The sequence below is a fragment of the Bacillus sp. GMs2/2 genome (assembly GCF_050172095.1).
Classification (GTDB): Bacteria; Bacillota; Bacilli; order Bacillales; family Bacillaceae_G; genus Bacillus_A; species Bacillus_A cereus.
On the sequence record NZ_JBNLYE010000001.1, the window covers coordinates 64,091 to 87,121 of the forward strand.

Consider the following 23,031-nt stretch of genomic DNA (forward strand, 5'->3'; position numbering starts at 1 on the left):
CCTCCAGCACTACTATAAACCTTTCTCATCATCTCGTAAAAACTCAAAAAAGCCGATAACCTACTTATAAAATAGTAAGCTATCGACTTTATACACATGTTTTATTCTTTTATAAATCCTAGAATCGACCGTATCCTAAGAAATGTTTTTTGTTATACGAACTGTTAATATCACCGTACGCAATTCCTTTATCACTAGCATGGATCATTTGGCCATTACCAACGTAAATACCGATGTGAGATGGACCTGCTTTATAAGTACCTTGGAAGAATACTAAGTCTCCTGGTTGTGGGCTATCTACTTTAGAAACTGAGTTCCAGTAACCCCTAACGTCTTGACGACCTACACCAAAGATGTAAGAAATGAATCCACTACAGTCAAAACCACCGTTTGATGGAGATGCACTTCCCCAAACATATGGCTTACCTAAATATTGCTTAGCTTTACCAATTACGCCAGTATCCGGTGGAGTTGGTGCTGGGTTTTGCTCTGGTGTTTTCTTTTCTGCTTTAGGTGCCTCTTTTTTAGGCTCTTCCTTTTTAGGTTCTTCTTTTTTAGGCTCTTCTTTTTGAGCTTGTCCACCATTGTTTGCTGGTGCAGCTTGCTCTGCAGGTGCTTGTGCTGGTTGAGCTTGCGCAGCTTTAGCAGCTTGCTCTGCTTGTTTTTGAGCAGCAGCTTCTTGTGCAGCTTTTGCTTGTGCTTCTTCTTCGGCAATGCGTTGTAATTGTAATGCTTGTTTCTCAAGCTCTTTCAATTGACCTTCCGTACTTGTCATTGAAGTTACAACTGTATCCATTTTACCGCTTAAATCGTTTACCGCTGTTGCTTTTTTCTCTTTTTCAGCGTCAAGTTCTTTCTTAGCAGTTTCAATTTGAGCTTGTGCTTCTTTTAATTCTTTTTGTTTTTCTTTTACCGTTGCAACATCTTTTTTCACACTAGCTTGGTCTTCTTGTTGTGTTTTCATGATATCTTCATCAGACTCAAGAATTTTAGAAACAGAAGTTAAACGATCAACTAAATCTGCAACGTTTTTAGAGTTTACAAGAACTTCTGTTACAACGTTCGTATTTGGTTGTTCTTGAAGTGCAACTAAACGCTTTCTTAATAACTCTTCACGTTTTGCAATCTTTGTTTGTAATTCTGCAATATCTTTATTTTTCTTTTCAATTAATTGCTCAGTATCAGCAACTTTTTTCATTGTTTCATCAAGCTTTGCAGCATTCTCTTGAACAGATTTATCTAAACCTTGAATTGTTTTGTTTAAGTCATTCATTTGCTTTTGTAATTCATCACGTTCTTGTTGTTGTTTATGTAAAGTGTCATTTTGTGTGTTAATTTGTGATTTCACGTCAGAAATTTTATCTTCTGCAAATACATTTGGTGTTAGCCCAGAAAACATTAATCCTGCAACTAATGCACAAGATGCCATTTTTAGCTTTTTCATTTTATTTTTTACACCGCTTTCTTTTTTCTTTTTCCGTATATAACCTATAAAATTTATACCATAATTCGGGATTTTTTTTGCTAATGTTACGTTTTTGTAAAACAAATGTAATATTATATGTAGCTCTAGCGCAAAATGCGTATATTTTTGTATGTATGTGTAGAAATTTATATACTTTTCTCACTTCTATAAACAAAGAAAAAACGTAAGGAATTCCTTACGTTTTATTAAATATACGAATACAGATGAAATGCTACTTCATCCATTTCTCAGCCCAATTTTGGACCTCATCCATAACACTTTCTAACGCTTTTCCCTTGTCAGTTAAGCCATACTCGATTCGAACTGGTACTTCTGGATAGACATTACGAACTACAATGCCCTCGCTTTCCAATTCCTTCAAACGCTCTGACAACATACGATCGCTCATATTTGGGATAATATCTGCGATTTCTCTAAAACGTTTCGACTCTTCAAGCAAAGATTTAATAATTAAGCCAGTCCACTTCTTACTAAGCAGAGTAAAAGCTGACTCAAACTTTGGACATAAACAAGAATTATGCTCCATATGTTTCACCTCTCTTCCATTATAATATAGTTTCTTGTAAAAAGTAAGTTATAAAACTTTCCTCATTATTTTATTTTACGTACATTTTACCATTTCCAAATATTAACTTGTCAACTAAACGTAACATACCCGTAAAAAAACCCTCTTAAAAAGAGAGCTTTTATATCTTTATTACTTCGTATACCATCCAAGACCTAATGCACCTTCACCTAAGTGCGTACCAATTACAGCTCCAAAATAACCTGTACGAATTGTGACGTGAGGATATTTTGCTTCTAATTCTTTCTTCCATTCATTCGCTTCTTCTTCACGTTGCGCATGAATGATAACTGCTTCCATAGGTACACCTTTACTTGCTTGCTCATCAAAAATTTCAATGATACGTTTTAATGCTTTTTTACGTGTACGAATCTTTTCAAACGGAATAATGATTTTATCTCTAAAATATAAAACTGGCTTCACTTGTAACAGACTGCCGATGAAAGCTTGCGCGCTATTCAATCGACCACCACGCTGTAAATGATGTAAATCATCAACTACAAAATAGGCGTCCATCGTTTTCTTCATTTCATCAAAACGAGCGATAATCTCTTTCGGGTTCTTTCCTTCACTTGCTAACTTTGCACCTTCACGCACATAAAATCCTTGTACTTCACAACTAATTTCAGAGTCATACGTGTATACATCAATACCCTCTACCATCTGTCCAGCTGTCGTTGATGTTTGATATGTACCACTAATTCCACTTGATAGGTGAATACTAATAACTGCATCATAATCTTTAGCTAGTTCTTCATATAGCTCAACAAACTTTCCGATTGCTGGTTGAGAAGTTTTTGGAAGTTCCTCTTGTTCACGTACTTTCACATAAAAATCATCTGCTGAAATTTCAGCTTCTTCTTGATAAGATTCTGTTCCAAACACAACGTTTAATGGAATCATATATATATTGAGTTCATCACGAATTTGCTTCGGTATATATGCCGTACTATCAGTAACAATAGCTATTTTCATTTTCGTACCTGCCTTATAAAAAGTTTTATTTCCTAATTTTACACGAAAACTACAAATGGTGCATCCATACATGAAAATGCCGGTTGAAATTATACCTACCATCTCGACAAATTACAACAAAAAGATAAAATACTCACCAAAAACTTCAGCATATTTAGAAAAAATGTTTGAATATAAAAAGGCTCGCTTTTAAAATGGAAAGTACTAGTCATTTTGATAGATAGGGGCGTACACAAGTGCTATTACAATATTTTACAATCAAAGACTACGGCGAACACGAAATCGTCATTCAAAAATCAAGATTTATTTGTTATATTAGCCGAGCAACGACTGAGGAAGAGGCTCAAGAATTTATACAAAAAATAAAAAAACAACATTGGAATGCAACACATAATTGTTCCGCTTATTTAATTGGCGAACAAGATCATATTCAAAAAGCAAATGATGACGGCGAGCCTAGCGGTACAGCTGGCGTACCAATGCTAGAGGTACTTAAAAAACGTGGACTAAAAGATACCGTTGTTGTCGTAACACGCTATTTTGGTGGCATTAAACTTGGCGCAGGTGGATTAATTCGTGCATATGGAAAGTGTACAAGCGAAGGCATTAATCATGTCGGTGTTGTCCAGCGAAAACTAATGCGTGTGATGCAAACCGAGATTGATTACACATTACTTGGCAAAGTGGAAAATGAATTACGCAATTCAAAATATGCCATTAAAGATATACATTATCTAGAAAATGTCACATTTGATACGTATGTAGAAGAAGACGGCAAACAAGCATTTACAGATTGGATGATTGAATTAACAAACGGGAAATGTACAATTACAAAAGGAGATATGTTGTACTTAGAACAAGATGTTATCTAAGCATAACCCATTTATCCCCTTCAAAGATTAATGTAGTGAATTACTTCCCTACAAATGAACTAACGAACTAAGGAGATTATATATGGAAGAACGTTATTATCATCTCCAAAATAGCAGAATAAAAAAGAAGCGAAGAAGGAAACTTTTCTTCTTCCTTATTTTCGCATTTTTATTTGGCAGTATAGGAGTTTATGTGTTAAATTCTTACTCTTCTCTTATGGGGATGTATAGTGGTTTTACTCGTGAAAAATCGGATTTAAGAAACAAAGATGTAGAAATTACAAAGGAACCTTTTACAATTCTCATTATGGGTATAGAAGATTATGCGACAGATGGTCAAAATGGTCGTACAGACTCATTAATGTTCGCAACAGTCAATCCAAAAACGCAAAAGATTTCACTTATGAGTATTCCTCGTGATTCTCGAGTTAAAATTGTTGGCAAAAATAAGGAAGACAAAATTAACGCTGCCCATGCTTACGGCGGAGAAGAAATGGCAATCAAAACTGTCGAAGGCTTTCTAAAAGTTCCTGTAGACCATTATCTGAAAATTGATTTCCAAGGCTTTAAAGGTATCGTTGATGCTGTTGGCGGCGTTACCGTTGACGTACCCTTCGATTTCTGGGAGCGCTCTGACGTGGATTACTACAAAAAAATTCAATTTAAGCAAGGACAGCAAAACTTAAACGGTGAAGAAGCACTTGCTTACGTCCGTATGCGAAAGCAAGATCCAAATGGCGATTATGGTCGAGCTGCTAGACAAAGACAATTACTGGCCGCTGTTGCTCATAAACTAAACTCCACCTCTACTGTATTTAAAATTAAAGATTTAACAGCTGTCGTTGGAAAATATATAAAAACCGACATTCCTATTTCAGACGGACTTGCTCTTTACAATAAACTTTCTGGATTTGATCCTTCTACAATGCAAACGTTAAAGCTTGAAGGCGAAGACAAAAAGATAGGCGGTATTTATTACTTCCTTCCAGATCCAATCAGTGTAGAAACGGTGCGTAACGAAATTGAAAAAGAATTAGGAGAAAAAGCAAAAAACCCAACTACAAAAAACAACTCAAATCCTGATTCAAATTCAAATTCAAGTTCTAATTCTAACGAACAAACAAAAAAAGAAACAAAACAAAATAAAACACCAACTGATCCGCCACCTTCTACAAATGCTCATGCAGAGTGGATTATGCGTAATCAGCCGTAACAAAAAGGCCCAATCTATGCGATTGGGCCCTTTTTATTTACTTATTAAAGTGTTGTAAAATTGCTTCCACAATGCGCTCTGATGCACGACCATCACCGTAAGGGTTAGATGCTTTCGCCATCTTATCATGAGCTTCTTTATCTGATAACAACTCATCAGCAAGGCCGAAGATTGTCTCTTCGTCTGTTCCTGCTAATTTCAGCGTACCTGCTTCAATACCTTCAGGGCGCTCTGTTGTATCACGAAGAACAAGAACTGGTACACCAAGTGATGGAGCTTCTTCTTGTACACCACCAGAATCCGTTAACATTAAGTATGAACGAGCTGCAACATTGTGGAAATCAATTACATCTAGCGGCTCAATTAAATGAATACGGTTATGTTCACCTAAAATTTCATTTGCTATTTCACGAACAACAGGGTTCATATGAACAGGGTACACAACTTGTACATCTTCATGTTTGTCAACAAGACGCTTAATTGCACGGAACATATTACGCATCGGTTCACCTAAGTTTTCACGGCGGTGAGCTGTCATAAGTACAAGACGATCATTTCCAAGTTTCTCTAGTACAGGATGACTATATGTTTCTTTTACAGTCGTTTGCAGCGCGTCAATCGCTGTATTTCCTGTGATGAAAATACGTGACTCATCTTTATTTTCCTTCTGTAAGTTCGTTGCTGATTTTGCTGTCGGTGAGAAATGAAGATCCGCCATTACACCTGTTAATTGACGATTCATCTCTTCTGGGTATGGAGAATACTTATCCCATGTACGAAGGCCCGCCTCAACATGCCCTACTGGAATTTGATTATAAAAAGCAGCTAAACTTGCAATAAATGTTGTTGTTGTATCACCATGTACAAGTACAATATCCGGCTTCGCTTCTTTCATTACTTTATCCAAACCTTCTAAACCACGCGTTGTAACATCAATTAAAGTTTGGCGGTCTTTCATAATATTTAAATCGAAATCTGGCGTAATTCCAAAGATACTTAATACTTGATCTAACATTTGGCGATGTTGTGCTGTTACAGTCACAATCGATTCAATTTTTTCTGGGTGTTTTTGCAACTCTAATACAAGAGGTGCCATTTTAATTGCTTCTGGACGTGTCCCGAAAATTGTCATTACTTTTAAACGTTCAGTCATGTGATTGCCTCTTTTCTTTCACTAATTACAGCTTCTATTATGACATATAAAAATATGCATGAGTACATCCCTTTTTAACGCATAACAGAAACTTTTCTATTACAAATACTTTTTCTTCCCACCGAGTAATAATCTATCTTTTGTTTCTTAACATCTTCATCAGTATAACAATTTCTCCCATCAAATAAAATAGGCTCCCTCATAAGTTGTACGTACTTTTCTAACGGATAAGTTTGAATATCTCCCCATTCTGTTACGATAAAAACCGCACTCGCATCTCTAATCGATTCATCTATACATCTACTATATTGTATAGCATCTCCAAATATATTCTTTACATATTGAATTGCTTTTGGGTCATAAAGAACAATATCTGCACCTATATTAATTAATGCTTCTATTATAATAAGAGATGATGCCTCTCTAATATCATCCGTATTCGGTTTAAAGGATGCGCCAAGAACTGCAATTCGCTTTTTATTCATGTTCATAACTTTTTTCGCTTTTTCAATCAATAGCAGCTGTTGCTTATTATTTACTTCAATAACTGCTTTTAACAAACGAAAATCATGAGCAACATTTCCCGCAATTTGTACCAGTGCTTTCGTATCTTTCGGAAAACACGACCCTCCGTAGCCAATGCCCGCATTTAAAAAAGATGCACCGATTCTCTTATCCATTCCCATCCCTTTGGCAACATCCAATACATTCGCGCCTACCTTCTCACATATATTTGAAATTTCATTAATGAAACTAATCTTTGTAGCTAAAAAGGCGTTCGACGCGTATTTAATCATCTCCGCACTTTTAATATCTGTAACATACGTTTCTAAACATAATTCACTATACAAACTCTCTACTCTTCTTGCTACTTCCTTACTATCCGCTCCAATTACAATACGATCTCCATGAAAGAAATCATAAATACCTGAACCTTCACGCAAAAACTCTGGATTCGATACGATATGTACTGTATGCCTCCCTTTTAACTTCTCCTCAATCCATCCCTTCATTACATCATTTGTGCCTACTGGAACTGTACTTTTCGTAACAACAATAATATCGTTCGTCGCATATAATCCAATATCGTTACAAGCACTCTGAATATACGTTAAATCTGCCGTCCCATCTAATAAAGGTGGTGTTCCAACTGCAATAAATATAAACTCTACATCATCAAATGCCTCTTCTTTATTTGATGTAAAAGTTAAAGCATTATTCTCATATGCATAATTTATTAATTCATGTAATCTGGCCTCATAAATAGGTAAATCCCCTTGTTTTATCCGTTCAATTTTTTCATCATCTATATCAAAACATGTAACTGAATGCCCTAATTTTGCCAATCCTACTCCTGTAATCAATCCAACATATCCAGTACCTACTATCGTAATTTTCATTTCCTTTTCGCACAGGAATTTACAATAGAAAAGATATGAAATATAGAACTCTCCCTGCGCTTCCCCCTCTCATATTAAAAATGAGAAAACCCTTTTCCTTCTTCATTATATGAATTACTTCCCTTACTTTTTTTTAAGTTTTTGTAAAATTAAATGCACTATAAAGTAAAACTTAATCAGTGAGAATCAGACTGCCAGGTCACGCGTGATAAATTCCCACATTTTAACACGAAACTTACTCATTTCTACGTGCAACACTTATAATACTGAAATAAAAGTATTCACTATTGAAGAAAAAGAGGAAATGTTACATTCCAAAGCCCAGTACGATTAACCTTCTTATATGATTCAACATTCTATATACAATTGTCATATATTCTATCCGCTTCCATTAACCGTAAAAAGAAAAAAAGATTGAATTCTAATCTTTTTGTGATACCATATGTTATGAGCCTGTAAATAAACATCATAATTTTCAGATAAATATATTTTCAAAAAAAAATTACGTTAGACTATAAAGGGTGGGGTATTAATGGACTCACAAGTGATTTATGCCATTTTGGCATCATTCATCACTGTACTCGTCGTTACTCCTTTAGTTATTAAATTAGCTTTTAAAATAGGAGCGACAGATAAGCCAAACGCACGTAAAGTGCACCAAAAGATTATGCCACGTCTTGGCGGGTTGGCAATATTTATTGGTGTAGCAGTAGGATTTGTTGTCGGCGGCTTATATGAACAAAGAATGTTATCGATAACGCTAGGTGCGATTATCATTGTAATCATCGGAATTTTAGATGATATGTACGAGTTATCTGCGAGAGTAAAATTCGGTGGACAACTGTTAGTTGCCATTATGATTGTAAAAAGTGGATTATTAGTGCAAGTATTATATATCCCATTCCTTGGGGATACTGAACTTGGATGGCTTGCTTATCCAATTACAGTATTTTGGCTTGTAGGTATTACGAATGCAATCAACTTAATTGACGGCTTAGATGGATTATCTGCTGGGATTTCATCTATCGTACTTGCAACGCTAGCATATATGGCCTTCACTAGCCCATGGGGTACTGGAACAGCTATTATATTGCCACTCGCATTAATTATATTAGCAAGTACAATTGGATTTTTATTCTACAACTTCCATCCAGCAAAAATTTTCATGGGAGATACAGGAGCACTATTTTTAGGATACTGTATTTCTGTTATATCGTTACTTGGATTATACAAAAGTGTAACGTTATTCAGTTTTATCGTTCCAATTATCATTTTAGGTGTACCTATATTTGATACGATATTTGCAATCATCCGTCGTATCGTAAATAAAAAACCTATTTCAGCACCAGATAAATCGCATTTACATCACCGCTTACTTGCAATGGGGTTCTCTCATCGCAAAACGGTACTAATTATATACGCATTCGGTATTTTCTTTAGTGTAAATGCCATTATTTTCACTAGTGCAACGTTATGGTTATCCATTATTCTTCTTTTCGCTTTGATTTTCTTCACAGAAATCATCGCTGAAATAATCGGGCTTGTACATGAACGCTACAAACCAATCATTTCCTTTTATAAAAAAGTGAAAAAACGCGAAGACTAATTGTAGTATAGCCTTTTCAATTATGAAATATTCAAATAGCATCCTCTTTCTTATAAGAGGATGCTATTTTTTATTCTCATTTTATATTTCCAAAATATAGATTGTTTGAGAGTTCCTCTATTGGAGAAAGATATACATAATAAGAAAAGTATCAAGTTTTCTTTTTTACATCTTGATTGTCAAACTGAGGGTGAATGTTATGATCAAGCGAGTATTTCAATGTATTATTTTATTTTTAACGATTACTATGTACGTATCATCTAATACTGAAGCAACAACTGTTATTCCTGCTGAATATCATCCAAATACTGAAACAACTTCTCCTACACAAAAAATTGCGTACTTAACATTTGATGATGGACCAAACAAATATACTACACAAATTTTAAACATCTTAAAAGAAAAGAACGGAAAAGCAACTTTCTTTGTTATTGGCGGAAAAGTGCCGCATTACAGAAAAACGATGCAACGATTAATTAAAGAAGGACATTATATCGGGCTCCATAGCATGTCACATGATGTAAAACGCCTTTACACTGGTGACCCTTCCACTTTAATTGGAGAAATGGAACAAACACAAAGTATTGTCCAGCAAGTTACGAAATTAAATACACATCTCGTTCGCGTTCCATATGGTAGTATGCCTTACTTAAAAAAGAATTACCGTGACGCACTTGTATCGGCCCAGTATAAAATGTGGGATTGGACGATCGATACATACGACTGGAAAAGCTATGATAATCCTTCTGCCATACTCGAAAGAGTACGTAATCAAAGTGATGAACAAGTCGAAGTCATTTTAATGCATGATTCGAGTGTAACCGTACAAATACTGCCAAAAGTAATTGATTATTTACAGTCACAAGGATACAAACTTCTTCCCTATAATCCTTCTTCTCATCTCAAGGTGAATTTTTGGAAAGACACAAGATTGTAACAGCTTTAGTGCCTATGTGCTAAAGCTGTTTTATTTTTCTCTTCCCACCCTTCCCATTTTTGTGTAAAATTTTAAATAGTGATGAAGTTTCGAGGTGAATAGAAATGAAACGAATAGATCTCATTTTTAACGCAATACAAAAAGGCAATTATACAGAAGGTGTAACCGCATCAGAACTCGCTACATTTCTGCAACTAGATCGCGCCAATGTAAGTAGCGATTTAAACAAACTTGTAAAAGATAAACGTTTATTAAAAACAAATACGCGACCTGTTCGTTTTTACATAGAAACGAACACTTCGTTGGAAACGCATTCAAAAGACATAACTTCATTAGATACATTTGCAATTGAAAATACGAGCCTTAAAATTGCAATTGAAAAAGCGAAAGCTTCTATTCTCTATCCTCCAAACGGTATGCATACTTTACTACTAGGAGAAACAGGGGTCGGAAAGTCTATGTTTGCTTCTTTAATGCACGAATATGCAATTGAAGTTGAACAGCTTCCCAAAGATGCACCATTTATCGTATTTAACTGTGCTGATTATGCAAATAATCCACAGTTACTACTCGGGCAATTATTTGGGATTAAAAAAGGAGCTTATACAGGAGCAAGTGATCAAAAAGGGTTAATTGAAAAAGCACATGAAGGAATTCTTTTCTTAGATGAAGTACATCGCCTGCCTCCAGAGGGACAAGAAATGCTTTTCACCTTTATTGACCGCGGAGTATACCGCCGCCTTGGAGAAACAGAGAACGAACGTAAAGCACAAGTATTAATCATTACTGCAACAACAGAAGAACCAAATTCATTTTTATTAAAAACATTTACAAGACGTATACCAATGACTGTTACGCTGCCACCACTTCGTGAGCGTACACATAAAGAGCGCTTTGCTTTACTACAGCTATTTTTCACAAATGAAGCAATTCGTCTGCGAAAAGACATTCACGTTAGCCCAAATGCAATGCGTGCTTTCGTCTTTTACAATTGTCCCAATAACATTGGTCAATTAAAAACAGATGTTCAAATTGCCTGTGCGAAAGCCTATTCTGATTTGGTCACAAAGAAACGTGATTCTGTCTATGTTTCAAGTACAGATTTACCTTGGTATATGAAAGAAGGGTTATTCATTGAAAGGAAGAGCCGTCACTTATACCAAATACCAAATGAAACATTTGTATTTACAGGTGAGGAAGGTTGGAGTAATCATAAAACAGAAGATGAAAAACGCTCTTCTATTTACGATTATATTGACTATAAATACGAAGAACTTCAAGCACGTGGTATTGAAGAGGAAGAATTAGAATTACTAATAGAAAATGATGTTCAAAGCTTTTTCGTACAATATTTTAACCAAATATCAAAAAAAACAAGCCATGAAAATGTTTTTAAAATTGTGGATCGTAATATCGTTTCCGTATGTGAAAAAATAGCGGAACTTGCTGAAAAGCATTTATCTAAGACGTTTGATGAAAAAGTATTTCTCGCTTTAAGTTTACATGTACAGACAACTCTACAACGTTTACAAAGCGGAAAACAAATACATCACCCACAATTAAATCAAATTCGTACGAAATATAAAGAAGCTTTTTCCGTAGCTATGCAATGCATTCAACTACTGGAGGAAGAATTACAAATAACAATGCCTATTGATGAAGCTGGCTTTTTAACAATGTTCTTCGTTGTTGATCCAATTCCTGCCTCACAAACCGAAGTAAAAGTATTAATATTAGCACACGGTAATGGCATCGCAACTGAAATGGCAAACGTTGCAAACGAACTTCTCGGCATTGAGGAAGTAACCGGTATTGATATGCCGTTACACGAATCACCGAAAGATTTCTTAGAGCGTGTGAAAGTTTATATGAAAACACTCCAAAATGTAAATGGGCTTCTTTTACTTGTTGATATGGGTTCACTTGCTTATATCGGTGACATATTAGAAACGGAATTCAAAATTCCTGTACGTGTTCTCTCGATGACGAGCACACCACACGCACTAGAAGCAGCTCGAAAAGCTCAGCTCGGTTATTCATTAGATGCGCTGTATGAAACAGTAAAAAATTTAACACCATTTTACTTAAACGTACAAGAAGAAAAGAAAAAACCTCTCTCTCCAATGAAATCTGTTATTTTAACAGCTTGCTTAACTGGTGAAGGAAGTGCTTTAGCTATTCAAAAAATGTTAGAGAACTATTTACGATTTGATAAAGACTTAATTGAAATTATTCCGATTAGTATCGTCCATGAAAAAGATTTAACGAAAATGATTGAGAACATAAAAAAAGAGCGTAACATCATTTGTATCGTCACGAATTTCGATGTGCAAGTACCATGCTTAACATATCATTTCCAAGACATCGTAAACTACACAGCGATTCAGCCCATTCAAGAATTAATTACGTATGAAGAAACATATGCAAAAATGGCGGATATTCTTGAACAACAAATGCAGCGTAACGATGGAGCATTACTAATCAAAACAATTCGTTACGCATTAAATACAATCCAAGAATTAATTTCCTTACAGCTAACTCCTGATAGCTTAATGGGTGTTATTCTGCATATGAGCTGTATGGTTGACCGTCTTCAAAAAGGAGAAAGCCTTCTTCCTCACCCTGATAAAGAGAAAAGAAGACAAGATGAGTACTGGATGTATATGAAAGTAAAAAAAGCGTTGCAACCAATTGAAAATACATTTGAAATACAAATACCAGATGACGAAGTATTTTACGTTATGGACTTCTTTATTAAAAATCAACCTGTGAAAAATTAATCGAGGCAGTTTTTAAAAATATCGACCGTAACGCGAGTTATATCAGCAATTATTGAAATATATCGGCGCAACTCAGATTATATCAGCGATTTTCAAAATATATCGATTTACCGACAATAATTGCTAAAACTAGCACCTTATATAATGAGAAAAGGCTGTTCCAACATATGGACAGCCTTTTCCTCTATTTCTTTACTTTTCTAACTCGCCCTCTTATTTCTCCTCTTTTTTGTGATTTCGTATGGACATTAACATATACATTTGCTTGAATAATTTCTTGAAGTAAATGTACAAATGATTTCCCTTGTAAAGGTCCCTCAAAATCCTCCACATTCACTACACCAGTAATACTTCCCTCGTTCAAGCTAATCCCTTGCTCCAGTGGACCATACAAATATAAAACAACAGGACCAATTTGAGTAGACTTCCCTAAATGAATTTGACACGATGTAACCTTTTCTATATTTTTTAGTATTACTCTGTAATGCAATTTCGTTAAATCATCACTAAAAATAAACTCTGCTACCCCAAAAGCTTCTGTATTTACAGGAGGCACTTCCCTCTTACCTGTTAACCTGGCAAAGAAATGTGTTGTCATAAGGCATTCTCCTTATATAAATTTCCCAGCACTACTTCTACTACTTTATGGTTTAGACATAATCATTTATGACTTTTTCAATTTTAATTACAAAGAAAAGATTCACAAAATCTTTACATTAGATTTGTTCCTTTTGCTTTACCACTTCTTGTATAATGCACATAGCAAAAACATTCTAGGAGGTTATTTTGAAAAAAAACAAATACACCTTTCACACATTATTAGAGATTTTTCTCGTCTCATTTAAATTAGGACTTACTTCATTCGGCGGTCCTGTCGCTCATCTTGGTTATTTCCACCACGAATACGTGCAAAAAAGAAAATGGATGGATGAACGAAGCTATGGAGATTTAGTAGCACTATGTCAATTCCTTCCCGGTCCTGCCAGCAGTCAAGTCGGTATGGGGGTTGGATTATTACGGGGCGGTCTATTAGGAGCTATTATTTCATGGATTGGATTCACTTTACCGTCTGTCCTTGTTTTAGTTTTCTTCGCCTCATTCCTTAATCAGTTCGATCTTGGAAGTGCTGGCTGGATTCATGGACTAAAACTTGTAGCAGTCGCTATTGTCGCTCATGCCATATGGGGAATGGCGCGAAAGTTAACTCCAGATCGCAATCGTGCAACGATTGCGATTGTAACTGCCGCAATCGCCTTATTATGGCCAAGTAGTTGGACACAAGTGATCCTCATTATAATATGTGGCTTTATCGGTTGGTTTTTATATCGCAACCAACCAATTAGCCAATCTCAAAATATAAGAGTACCTATTTCAAAAAAGATAGCAGTTTCTTGCCTCGTCTTATTCTTTGGACTATTACTACTGCTACCAATATTAAGACCGTTCTCTTATTACATCGCTTTATTTGATAGTTTCTATCGCTCTGGCGCACTTGTATTTGGAGGAGGACACGTCGTGCTGCCCCTTCTTGAAGGTGAGTTCGTACAAAACGGCATGATGACGAAAGAACAGTTCCTAGCTGGATACGGATTAACACAAGCAGTACCAGGACCACTATTTACATTCGCCTCTTATATAGGAGCAGTGTTAAACGGGACGCTTGGGGCAACAATCGCAACAATTGCGATTTTCCTCCCTGCTTTCTTACTCGTTATTGGTGTTTTACCATTTTGGAACAATGTGAGAAAAATATCATTCATACAAGGCGCACTACTTGGTGTTAACGCCGCAGTTGTTGGTATTTTAATTGCCGCTTTTTACGATCCCATTTGGACGAGTACAATTATAAATGCTTCAGATTTCGTTTTCGCTTCGCTTCTTTTTTGCTTACTAGCTTTTTGGAAAGCACCGCCTTGGGTTATCGTTATACTTGGAGCTTTTGGCGGATATATTCTATCCATTTTGTAAATAAAAAACGACGGCATGATGTAGCCGTCGTTTTTCTATTAAAACTTCACAAGTTCTATCCCTTCAGGCAACTCACTCTCTGTTAAAATACGCAATTCCTTCACACGATCCATTACGTAAGAAGAACGCTTCACAAGCTCTGGATCAATATAAGCTGGATGAACCATAATTTCTACCGTTTGTTCACCTTGTACTCTTTCTTTTAACTTCACAAAGTAATCTTCCGTCACACCATCCGCATAAAAGTCACTGTAAAATACATCAGAAAATGGATGCACCGCTCTATCTTCCCCACAACGACGAATTGGAACATTATATTTAGCTGCTAATCTCTCAAGAACATCGTGTAAGATCGGTAATCCGTGTACATGATGATGACTATCTAAATGAGTTGGTGTTAATCCGTAAGATAGGAATTTCTCAATTTGAGCAGTCCACTCTCTCTCAACTTCTTCTGGATTTATATTCCCTTCCCTTACAACACTTTGTTTATGAAACGATCCGTCGCTACCTACAAGTGATGGTACGTCTCCAAGAAGTGGCTCCCCTGCTGTTAATACGAGATGTACGCCTACTCCGAGTAGGTTATACTCTTTCGCTAAGCGTACCGCATGCTCTGTTCCTGGCATATTCATCATCATCGTCGTTGAATTTACAAGTCCATTTATATGACCATCAATAATGCCGTAATTTGTACCTTCTGTAAGACCGAAATCATCTGCATTTACAATTAACTTAATCATCATAATACCTCCTAATAGAATAAAAAAAGCGGGCTAAATAGCGCCGCTTTTACTTCTCTACCTTTTTAAAGAACTGTGGAAGATACTCTTTATGTGCTTCCAACATTTCATCTAAAATTTGTTTTGCAACTTTATCTGATGGTACAAGCGGATTGATTGTCATAGCAAGCAGCGCCTTATGATAATCCCCTGTAACAGCAGCTTCAATTGTTGTGCGCTCGAATGATTTAATTTGTTGTACTAAACCGCGAACTGGTACTGGAAGATCTCCAACTGCAATTGGTTTTGGGCCTTCTTTCGTAATAATACAGTTCACTTCAACAGCTGAATCATGTGGTAAGCTTGCAATTGTTCCGTTGTTTCGTGTATTAACAGGCTGGATATCACCTTTATTATTGTAAATAGACGTAATTAAGCTACATGCTGCATCACTATAATAAGCTCCGCCACGTTTTTCTAATTGTGGTGGTTTAATATCTAAATTCGGGTCTTTATATAACTCAAATAAATCATTTTCTAATTGTTTTACTACTTCTGCACGTGTACCTTTTTCAACAGAAGCTTCTTTTTCTTCTTCTAACATTTCACGTGTTTTGTAGTAGTAACGATGGTATGGACATGGAATCGCACGAAGTCCTCGAATAAAGTCTGGCTCCCAGTTAAGCGCTGCGATATTTTCCATCGTAATTTGTTTTTCTGGATCTGTCACAAGCTCTAACACACGGTCCATTACACTTACGCCATCTAAGTATACATCTAGTCCGTATACCATATGATTTAAACCTGCGAAATCAACGTGAACACGACTCGCATCTACTTCAAGTAATCTTGCAAGACCCATACGAATTCCGATTGGAACGTTACATAGACCAACTACTCTTTGAATATTTGTATAACGAAGAACTGCCTCTGTTACCATACCAGCTGGATTTGCAAAGTTAATTAACCATGCATTCGGACAGAGCTCCTCCATATCTTTACAAATATCTAAAATAACAGGAATCGTTCTCAACGCTTTAAATAAACCACCAGGACCATTTGTTTCCTGACCGATTACATCATATTTTAACGGTATTGCTTCATCTTTTGCACGTGCTTCTAATAAACCAACGCGAAGTTGTGTTGTTACGAAGTCTGCATCTTTTAATGCCTCACGGCGATTAAGTGTTAAATGAACCTCGATTGGTAAACCTGATTTTTTCACCATACGTTTCGCTAAGTTACCAACGATTTCTAACTTTTCTTTTCCTGCCTCAATATCTACTAACCAAATTTCACGAACAGGAAGCTCATCATAACGCTTAATAAATCCTTCAATTAACTCTGGTGTATAACTAGATCCACCGCCGATTGTAGCAATTTTAATTCCAGTCATGCTTTATTCCCCTTTCGCTTCAAACTTTTTATAAAGATCGATAAACTCTGCTGCTAATTCTTTTACTGTAATCGCATTCATTAAATGATCTTGTGCGTGAATTAAAAGAACACTAACCTCTGTTTTTTCTCCTCTTGCTTCTGATTGTATGAGCTCTGTTTGGAAATGATGCGCTTCATTAATCGCTTCTTTCGCCTTTACCATCGCTTCATCTGCTTCTACCATTTTCCCCTGTTTGGCAAATTGAAGTGCCTCCATCGCAAAGCTTCGTGCGTTACCACTATTTAAAATCAATTGGAATGGAATTTGTTCTGCTGTAGTCATCATAATTACCGCCCTCTCTATAAGGTTCAACCGATTTAAATACCCCTTCAGTTTGAACATGTCTATTAAAGTATGAATTTATTAATGATAGTTTAGTGTTCATATAGATGTTTTTCATCTTTTTGAACATGATATAAAGGTAATTATTCTGACGAGCTATAGGAACTCGCCAGAATAATATTTTTTAAAGTGATACTGAATTGTCGCTTCCTTTTGTTTCAGCTTTTGCAGCCTGTACATAAGTACGGTCACACATTAATACGAATGGATAGTAAATTACTACCGCAATAGCAAAGTTCACCACTTGTAGTGCTGCACCAGCGATGCTTCCACCCGATACAAGATAACCACTAAAGATTGGTGGCATTGTCCATGGAACTAACGCAACTGTTTTTGGTACCCATCCTAAAGTGATTGCTGTATAAGAAGTAATAACTAATACAACTGGTGTAAGTACGAACGGGATAATTAACGTTGGGTTTAATACAATTGGCGTACCGAAAATAACTGGTTCGTTAATATTAAAGAAACCAGGACCGATAGATACACGGCCTACACCGCGAAGCTGCGCACTTTTCGCTACAAGCATTACTGCCACTAAGAATGCTAACGTTGCACCCGATCCCCCGATATATACGTATACATCAAAGAATGGTTTTGTGAAGATATGCGGTACGTCATATGCAGACATACCATCATTAAATAATTTCATATTTTTCTCTAATGCTGGTAAATAGATTGGGTCAATAATCCCCCCAATAATATTTGGACCATGTAATCCGAAGAACCATAATACGTGAATAAGTAGAGCAATAATAATTGCACTTGGTAATGTACCCGCTAAACCTTGTAATGGTAATTGAATTGTTTCAAATACCATTTTATGAATGCTTGTTCCCGCAAGTTTCACAGCTAATTGAATACCTGCTGTTACAATCAAAATAACGAATGCTGGAACTAACGCTGCGAATGATTTCATTACTGCCGGTGGAACACCATCTGGCATTTTAATTGTAATATCCCTTTGAACAAAGAATCTAAACACTTCTGTTACAAGAAGAGCCACTATAATGGAAACGAATAGACCTTGTGCCCCTGTCCACGCTAAATCAATACCGCCTTCTTTTGGCGTTGTCGGAGAAATAATAATTAATGCACCGAATGTAATGATTGCTGCTGACAACGCATCGACGCCGTAAGATTTCGCTAAATTGTAACTTATTCCAACTGCGACTATGAGGGCGAGTATAGCAAAGGAACCAGTCCACATACCGCCACCGACATCTTTCCAAGCGTCACCAAATGTGCCCTTCATAAAGTTTTGGAAAGCATCAATTGGTAAGTTATTTATAAGTACTGCAAATGATCCAACTAAAATAAGAGGCATAACTGCGATAAATCCGTCACGGATTGCAACTAAGTGACGCTGCGATCCAATTCTACCTGCGACTGGAACTAAATATTTCTCCATAAATGCAATAAACTTTTGCATTTCGCTTCCCCCCTAATTATTTTTTAAGTGTTAATGCGTGATCTAAAACTGCTTCTCCATTCATCATGCCGTAGTGCATTGGATTGATAACGTCGATTCCAACATTTTTCTCGTCAGCAAGCGTTTTCATTGAAGAGAGCATGTAACGAACCTGTGGTCCTAGTAATAACACATCTGCTTGGTCGATATTGTTTTTTACTGCATCCCCAGATACAGCCCAAATCTTTCCTTCTAGACCGCGAGCTTTTGCAGCCGCTTCCATTTTTGTAACTAGTAAACTTGTAGACATCCCTGCTGAACAACATAATAAAATATTCATTTGAAAATCCCCCTTGTGTAGTATAAAAAATTTATGTTTATTTATTTTTCTTTACGCTATTTATTAATGCAATTAGCGTGCCAACTTTTTAAAACCACTAAAATCAGTGCTTTTTCGAGCATTTTCTTTGTGTGTTAACGCTTTCAATTAGTGTGTCGTCCAAAAAACACACAGTGTGTTATAAAACAACACGCTTTTAACACATAACTGTATGAAAATAGATTAGTGTTTAGTCGTCTAGTTGTGTTTAATATGAAAAAACACTAAAAAAACTTTTTCAATGAAAAATAATTCATTATTTTAACCCACTATTTAGTGAAATAAAAAAACCTTGCATAAGCAAGGTTCATTCATCCACCGACATCTTCCTATATAACTCTACAAACTCACTCGCTAATTCTTTCACCGTAATTGCATTCATTAAATGGTCTTGCGCGTGTACCATTAAAAGAGTAACTTCGGTCTTTTCGCCACCAGCCTCTTTCTGGATAAGCTCCGTTTGTACGCGGTGCGCCTCCTTTAATTCCTCTAGTGCTTCTTGTAATTTAGCTTCAGCTTCTGTAAACTCCCCACGCTTCGCACAATCAATTGCTTCCATTGAACAACTTCTCGCGTTTCCCCCATGCAAGATTAAATGAAAAGCTTTCGTCTCTATCGTATCCATTGTAGTTCTTTACTCCCCCTTTTCTTCCGCCAGTTTTTGTTTATCCCATATTTTTAAGAACGGTAAATAAATGAAGAATGCTAGCGCAAAGTTAACAAGTTGCAAAATAACACCTGAAATTTTCCCGCCCGATCCTAAATATCCACTAAAAAGAATAGGTGTCGTCCAAGGTACAGCGGCCCCACTCGGACGTGCAACCCATCCCCATTCCATTGCAAAGTAAGAAACAATTGTTAGCACGACTGGAACTAATATAAATGGAATTAGTAAAAGTGGGTTCATCACAATCGGCATACCAAAAGTTACCATCTCATTAATATTAAATATACCAGGTGCAATTGACAATCTCCCTAAACTTTTTAATTGTTGACTTCGCGCAAATAGTAACATTCCGACAACTAGAGCAAGCGTTGCACCAGAACCGCCCATATAAATCCATAAGTCAAAAAACTGTGCCGTAATCGTATTTGGTACATCTTGCCCAGCTTGAAAAGCAACTCGGTTTTGATCCATTAACGACAACCAAACGGGGCTCATTACACCACCAACAATAGTAGCACCATGAATTCCACAAGACCAAAGAACATGAACGAGAATAACTGCTATTATTGCGCCCCAAAGACTAGCACCAAGTACACTAAGCGGTTCCTGTAAAATTTGTCCTACAATATTATGGATACTGCCAAAAGAAGTATTTTCTATAATTAAGCGTAAAATCCAAATAACTGTTACAACAATAAATCCTGGAACAAGTGCTGCAAATGAACGCGTGACAGCTGGTGGAACTGTCTCTGGCATCTTTATAATTATCTTTTTTTGTACAATAAACCGATAAAGTTCAGTAGATATAAGTGCAATAATCATTGCTACAAATAACCCTTGGCTTCCCATTAATGCAGCTGGGATAGCGCCTTCTACAAGTACACTTTCTTTTGTACTTGGTATAATATATGCAACTTGAAATGGAGTCGCAAGTAAAAACGTCACAAGCGACAATGCCCCGGATGCTAAAGCATCTACTTTATAATACTCTCCAAGTCTGTAAGCGATTCCAAAAACAGCTATTAAAGCCATTATATTAAAAGTTGCACTAACTGGATACCCTAAAGCTCGCTGCCAATTCTCCCCAAACAAACCTGCCATAAAATCGTTATATCCCGGTATCGGCAGTGCACTAATAATGAGGAAAAACGATCCAATAATTAAGAAAGGCATCGTTAAAATAATTCCATCTCGAATTGCTTGTAAATGCCTCTGCTCTGCAACCTTCCCTGCTACCGGCATCACATACTTCTCTAAAAACCGTATCATCTATCCCACTCTCCTCATGGTTTCATTAACAAAGCTGCTTGCAAGATAGCTTCTCCATTACAAAGTCCGTAATGAACAGATTGAATGACATCAACAGGTATCCCTTTATCCTTACATAGTTCTTTCATTTTCGGTAATAAATAACGTACTTGCGGTCCAAGTAAAAGGACATCAGCTTTATCAATATGACTATTCACTTCAGAACCTGATACTGCCCAGATTGTTACTTCTATCCCTCTTGCCTCTGCTGCTTTCTCCATCTTTGTAACAATCAAACTGGAAGACATTCCCGCTGCACAGCAAAGTAAAATATTCATCCCGCTTCCCTCCCCCTTTTTCTCTACCTAAGTTATGGTGCACTCCTTGCCACCACTAGGTTACAAATATATATGTCTAGATTTCCTGCTGTATGCCGAGCTTAAAAACAAAAATTTCTTGATTTTCACGCTATTCCATTTATCCGTATTCTCCTAGTAAAGGGGCCCCTAACTCGCTATAATGATTCAGTATGATTTTTTTAATTGATAGGAGGATATATTTATGAAGGCATATCGCTTTCCACTTATTTTATTATCTTCTATCCTAATTGGTGGTTTCATTGGTTATTTCATGGGTGCCGATGCAGTTGCTTTAAAGCCGCTTGGTGACATTTTCTTAAACTTAATGTTTACGATTGTTGTACCTCTAGTGTTCTTTAGCATCGCATCGTCTATTGCTAATATGGATGGATTAAAACGTTTCGGTAAAATTATGTCTAGTATGGCTGGGACTTTCTTATTTACAAGTATTTTAGCTGCTATTTTTATGATTATTGTCGTGAAAGTATTCCCGCCAGCACAAGGTGTTGTACTAGAACTAACACAACCTGACAAAGCCGGCAAAGCTGTTAGTGTTGCAGATCAAATCGTCGGTATTTTAACAGTATCTGACTTCTCGAAGTTACTATCTCGTGAAAATATGTTAGCTCTTATTTTCTTCTCTATCTTAATGGGGATTGCAACTTCAGCAGTTGGCGAAAAAGGAAAGCCATTTGCTACATTCCTACAAGCTGGTGCAGAGATTTCAATGAAGGTTGTATCTTTCATTATGTACTACGCTCCAATCGGACTTGCTGCTTACTTCGCAGCATTAGTTGGCGAATTTGGACCACAACTTCTTGGAACTTACTTCCGAGCTGCAATGGTATACTATCCAGCGTCTCTCATTTACTTCTTTGTATTCTTCACGTTCTATGCATACCTTGCAGGTCGCAAACAAGGTGTACAAGTATTTTGGAAGAACATGGTCTCTCCTACAGTTACATCACTTGCAACTTGTAGTAGTGCCGCAAGTATTCCAGCAAACTTAGAAGCAACAAAGAAAATGGGTATTTCTTCAGACGTTCGTGAAACAGTTGTCCTTCTTGGATCTACACTTCATAAAGATGGTTCTGTTTTAGGCGGCGTATTAAAGATCGCTTTCTTATTCGGTATTTTCAATATGGAATTCGAAGGACCGAAAACATTAGCAATCGCACTTGTTGTTTCTCTATTAGTAGGAACAGTAATGGGCGCTATTCCAGGCGGCGGTATGATTGGGGAAATGTTAATCGTTTCTTTATATGGCTTCCCGCCAGAAGCATTGCCAATTATCGCAGCAATTAGTACAATCATTGATCCTCCTGCAACGATGTTAAACGTAACAGCAGATAACGCTTGTGCCGTAATGACAGCTCGCCTTGTAGAAGGTAAGAACTGGATCAAAAACAAATTTGCTTAATAAATACAAAGAGGATGCTCCAAACGAGCATCCTCTTTCTTTGTTGTTAATCCATTCCGCCACAAATTTGTTAAAACCTTCACAAATATT

21 protein-coding genes are annotated in these 23,031 nt (G+C 36.5%); 7 read left to right on the forward strand and 14 right to left on the reverse strand.

The window, feature by feature from the left end; translation table 11 throughout:
* Positions 1 to 118 precede the first annotated feature (118 nt).
* The 3 genes from ACQGS6_RS00400 to ACQGS6_RS00410 form a co-directional block, all read right to left on the reverse strand.
* Positions 119 to 1,549: an NlpC/P60 family protein gene (locus tag ACQGS6_RS00400; protein WP_000499470.1), complete on the reverse strand. Its 1,431-nt coding sequence runs from the start codon at positions 1,547 to 1,549 to the stop codon at positions 119 to 121.
* Positions 1,550 to 1,697: 148 nt separating this feature from the next.
* A complete protein-coding gene (locus tag ACQGS6_RS00405) occupies positions 1,698 to 2,012 on the reverse strand; it encodes a winged helix-turn-helix transcriptional regulator (RefSeq protein ID WP_000400857.1) in 315 nt (104 codons plus the stop codon).
* 171 nt (positions 2,013 to 2,183) lie between these two features.
* Positions 2,184 to 3,026, reverse strand: a complete 843-nt coding sequence (locus ACQGS6_RS00410; protein WP_000684725.1) for a DegV family protein — start codon at positions 3,024 to 3,026, stop codon at positions 2,184 to 2,186.
* 236 nt (positions 3,027 to 3,262) lie between these two features.
* Here ACQGS6_RS00410 and ACQGS6_RS00415 point away from each other — a divergent pair, with 236 nt between their 5' ends.
* Both ACQGS6_RS00415 and ACQGS6_RS00420 read left to right on the forward strand, forming a co-directional pair.
* Entirely contained in the window at positions 3,263 to 3,898 is a 636-nt protein-coding gene (locus ACQGS6_RS00415; RefSeq protein WP_044796201.1) for a YigZ family protein, read from the forward strand.
* 82 nt (positions 3,899 to 3,980) lie between these two features.
* Positions 3,981 to 5,111: an LCP family protein gene (locus tag ACQGS6_RS00420; RefSeq protein WP_000392795.1), complete on the forward strand. Its 1,131-nt coding sequence runs from the start codon at positions 3,981 to 3,983 to the stop codon at positions 5,109 to 5,111.
* A 37-nt stretch (positions 5,112 to 5,148) separates the two neighbouring features.
* On the opposite strand, the gene wecB is transcribed toward ACQGS6_RS00420, so the two are convergent.
* Both wecB and ACQGS6_RS00430 read right to left on the reverse strand, forming a co-directional pair.
* Positions 5,149 to 6,264, reverse strand: a complete 1,116-nt coding sequence (gene wecB, locus ACQGS6_RS00425) for a non-hydrolyzing UDP-N-acetylglucosamine 2-epimerase (protein ID WP_000140145.1) — start codon at positions 6,262 to 6,264, stop codon at positions 5,149 to 5,151.
* A gap of 74 nt (positions 6,265 to 6,338) precedes the next feature.
* Positions 6,339 to 7,664 (reverse strand): UDP-glucose dehydrogenase family protein, encoded by a 1,326-nt coding sequence (locus tag ACQGS6_RS00430; protein ID WP_000704919.1) that lies wholly within the window; start codon positions 7,662 to 7,664, stop codon positions 6,339 to 6,341.
* 532 nt (positions 7,665 to 8,196) lie between these two features.
* Between ACQGS6_RS00430 and ACQGS6_RS00435 the strand changes: the two genes are divergently transcribed.
* From ACQGS6_RS00435 to ACQGS6_RS00445, 3 genes are all read left to right on the forward strand, one after another.
* Positions 8,197 to 9,270 (forward strand): glycosyltransferase family 4 protein, encoded by a 1,074-nt coding sequence (locus tag ACQGS6_RS00435; RefSeq protein ID WP_000378319.1) that lies wholly within the window; start codon positions 8,197 to 8,199, stop codon positions 9,268 to 9,270.
* 199 nt (positions 9,271 to 9,469) lie between these two features.
* Positions 9,470 to 10,207, forward strand: a complete 738-nt coding sequence (locus ACQGS6_RS00440) for a polysaccharide deacetylase family protein (RefSeq protein ID WP_000597151.1) — start codon at positions 9,470 to 9,472, stop codon at positions 10,205 to 10,207.
* A 104-nt stretch (positions 10,208 to 10,311) separates the two neighbouring features.
* Entirely contained in the window at positions 10,312 to 12,987 is a 2,676-nt protein-coding gene (locus ACQGS6_RS00445) for a PRD domain-containing protein (protein WP_000820967.1), read from the forward strand.
* 184 nt (positions 12,988 to 13,171) lie between these two features.
* Here the strand turns inward: ACQGS6_RS00445 and exsM are convergent, their stop codons facing one another.
* Positions 13,172 to 13,585, reverse strand: a complete 414-nt coding sequence (gene exsM, locus ACQGS6_RS00450) for an exosporium regulatory protein ExsM (protein WP_000207046.1) — start codon at positions 13,583 to 13,585, stop codon at positions 13,172 to 13,174.
* Between the two features lie 188 nt (positions 13,586 to 13,773).
* Here exsM and ACQGS6_RS00455 point away from each other — a divergent pair, with 188 nt between their 5' ends.
* The gene (locus ACQGS6_RS00455; protein ID WP_242785249.1) at positions 13,774 to 14,955 is read left to right on the forward strand and encodes a chromate transporter; all 1,182 of its coding nucleotides are present in this window, start codon (positions 13,774 to 13,776) and stop codon (positions 14,953 to 14,955) included.
* A 38-nt stretch (positions 14,956 to 14,993) separates the two neighbouring features.
* Here ACQGS6_RS00455 and chbG read toward each other — a convergent pair whose 3' ends face one another.
* The 8 genes from chbG to ACQGS6_RS00495 all read right to left on the reverse strand — a co-directional run bounded on the left by chbG (position 14,994) and on the right by ACQGS6_RS00495 (position 21,500).
* Complete coding sequence (chbG, locus tag ACQGS6_RS00460) at positions 14,994 to 15,698, reverse strand: chitin disaccharide deacetylase (RefSeq protein WP_000593488.1); 705 nt, start codon at positions 15,696 to 15,698, stop codon at positions 14,994 to 14,996.
* A 49-nt stretch (positions 15,699 to 15,747) separates the two neighbouring features.
* Positions 15,748 to 17,073, reverse strand: coding sequence for a 6-phospho-beta-glucosidase (gene celF / locus ACQGS6_RS00465; protein ID WP_053513802.1), 1,326 nt, complete (start codon positions 17,071 to 17,073; stop codon positions 15,748 to 15,750).
* A 3-nt stretch (positions 17,074 to 17,076) separates the two neighbouring features.
* Positions 17,077 to 17,400: a PTS lactose/cellobiose transporter subunit IIA gene (locus ACQGS6_RS00470; protein WP_000989058.1), complete on the reverse strand. Its 324-nt coding sequence runs from the start codon at positions 17,398 to 17,400 to the stop codon at positions 17,077 to 17,079.
* A 181-nt stretch (positions 17,401 to 17,581) separates the two neighbouring features.
* On the reverse strand, positions 17,582 to 18,889 hold the full coding sequence (celB, locus tag ACQGS6_RS00475; RefSeq protein ID WP_001168848.1) for a PTS cellobiose transporter subunit IIC: 1,308 nt from the start codon (positions 18,887 to 18,889) through the stop codon (positions 17,582 to 17,584).
* 16 nt (positions 18,890 to 18,905) lie between these two features.
* Positions 18,906 to 19,208 (reverse strand): PTS sugar transporter subunit IIB, encoded by a 303-nt coding sequence (locus ACQGS6_RS00480; protein WP_001023563.1) that lies wholly within the window; start codon positions 19,206 to 19,208, stop codon positions 18,906 to 18,908.
* Between the two features lie 346 nt (positions 19,209 to 19,554).
* Positions 19,555 to 19,872 (reverse strand): PTS lactose/cellobiose transporter subunit IIA, encoded by a 318-nt coding sequence (locus tag ACQGS6_RS00485; RefSeq protein ID WP_000379645.1) that lies wholly within the window; start codon positions 19,870 to 19,872, stop codon positions 19,555 to 19,557.
* A gap of 9 nt (positions 19,873 to 19,881) precedes the next feature.
* Positions 19,882 to 21,183 carry a PTS cellobiose transporter subunit IIC gene (celB, locus tag ACQGS6_RS00490; RefSeq protein ID WP_000617782.1) on the reverse strand — a complete coding sequence of 434 codons (1,302 nt, stop codon included), beginning with the start codon at positions 21,181 to 21,183 and terminating at the stop codon, positions 19,882 to 19,884.
* A 14-nt stretch (positions 21,184 to 21,197) separates the two neighbouring features.
* A complete protein-coding gene (locus ACQGS6_RS00495; RefSeq protein WP_001023554.1) occupies positions 21,198 to 21,500 on the reverse strand; it encodes a PTS sugar transporter subunit IIB in 303 nt (100 codons plus the stop codon).
* Positions 21,501 to 21,723: 223 nt separating this feature from the next.
* Between ACQGS6_RS00495 and ACQGS6_RS00500 the strand changes: the two genes are divergently transcribed.
* Positions 21,724 to 22,941, forward strand: a complete 1,218-nt coding sequence (locus ACQGS6_RS00500) for a dicarboxylate/amino acid:cation symporter (protein ID WP_000649376.1) — start codon at positions 21,724 to 21,726, stop codon at positions 22,939 to 22,941.
* Positions 22,942 to 23,031: the final 90 nt, after the last annotated feature.

What these genes read in the sequence shown, in the direction of transcription:
- ACQGS6_RS00405 (WP_000400857.1), bottom strand. Translation starts at nt 2,012, where the DNA reads ATGGAGCATAATTCTTGTTTATGTCCAAAGTTTGAGTCAGCTTTTACT.
- ACQGS6_RS00445 (WP_000820967.1), top strand. Translation starts at nt 10,312, where the DNA reads ATGAAACGAATAGATCTCATTTTTAACGCAATACAAAAAGGCAATTAT.
- ACQGS6_RS00430 (WP_000704919.1), bottom strand. Translation starts at nt 7,664, where the DNA reads ATGAAAATTACGATAGTAGGTACTGGATATGTTGGATTGATTACAGGA.
- ACQGS6_RS00440 (WP_000597151.1), top strand. Translation starts at nt 9,470, where the DNA reads ATGATCAAGCGAGTATTTCAATGTATTATTTTATTTTTAACGATTACT.
- celB (WP_001168848.1), bottom strand. Translation starts at nt 18,889, where the DNA reads ATGCAAAAGTTTATTGCATTTATGGAGAAATATTTAGTTCCAGTCGCA.
- ACQGS6_RS00410 (WP_000684725.1), bottom strand. Translation starts at nt 3,026, where the DNA reads ATGAAAATAGCTATTGTTACTGATAGTACGGCATATATACCGAAGCAA.
- celF (WP_053513802.1), bottom strand. Translation starts at nt 17,073, where the DNA reads ATGACTGGAATTAAAATTGCTACAATCGGCGGTGGATCTAGTTATACA.
- exsM (WP_000207046.1), bottom strand. Translation starts at nt 13,585, where the DNA reads ATGACAACACATTTCTTTGCCAGGTTAACAGGTAAGAGGGAAGTGCCT.
- chbG (WP_000593488.1), bottom strand. Translation starts at nt 15,698, where the DNA reads ATGATTAAGTTAATTGTAAATGCAGATGATTTCGGTCTTACAGAAGGT.
- ACQGS6_RS00500 (WP_000649376.1), top strand. Translation starts at nt 21,724, where the DNA reads ATGAAGGCATATCGCTTTCCACTTATTTTATTATCTTCTATCCTAATT.
- ACQGS6_RS00420 (WP_000392795.1), top strand. Translation starts at nt 3,981, where the DNA reads ATGGAAGAACGTTATTATCATCTCCAAAATAGCAGAATAAAAAAGAAG.
- ACQGS6_RS00435 (WP_000378319.1), top strand. Translation starts at nt 8,197, where the DNA reads ATGGACTCACAAGTGATTTATGCCATTTTGGCATCATTCATCACTGTA.
- ACQGS6_RS00495 (WP_001023554.1), bottom strand. Translation starts at nt 21,500, where the DNA reads ATGAATATTTTACTTTGCTGTGCAGCGGGAATGTCTTCCAGTTTGATT.
- ACQGS6_RS00480 (WP_001023563.1), bottom strand. Translation starts at nt 19,208, where the DNA reads ATGAATATTTTATTATGTTGTTCAGCAGGGATGTCTACAAGTTTACTA.
- ACQGS6_RS00470 (WP_000989058.1), bottom strand. Translation starts at nt 17,400, where the DNA reads ATGATGACTACAGCAGAACAAATTCCATTCCAATTGATTTTAAATAGT.
- ACQGS6_RS00485 (WP_000379645.1), bottom strand. Translation starts at nt 19,872, where the DNA reads ATGGATACGATAGAGACGAAAGCTTTTCATTTAATCTTGCATGGGGGA.
- celB (WP_000617782.1), bottom strand. Translation starts at nt 21,183, where the DNA reads ATGATACGGTTTTTAGAGAAGTATGTGATGCCGGTAGCAGGGAAGGTT.
- wecB (WP_000140145.1), bottom strand. Translation starts at nt 6,264, where the DNA reads ATGACTGAACGTTTAAAAGTAATGACAATTTTCGGGACACGTCCAGAA.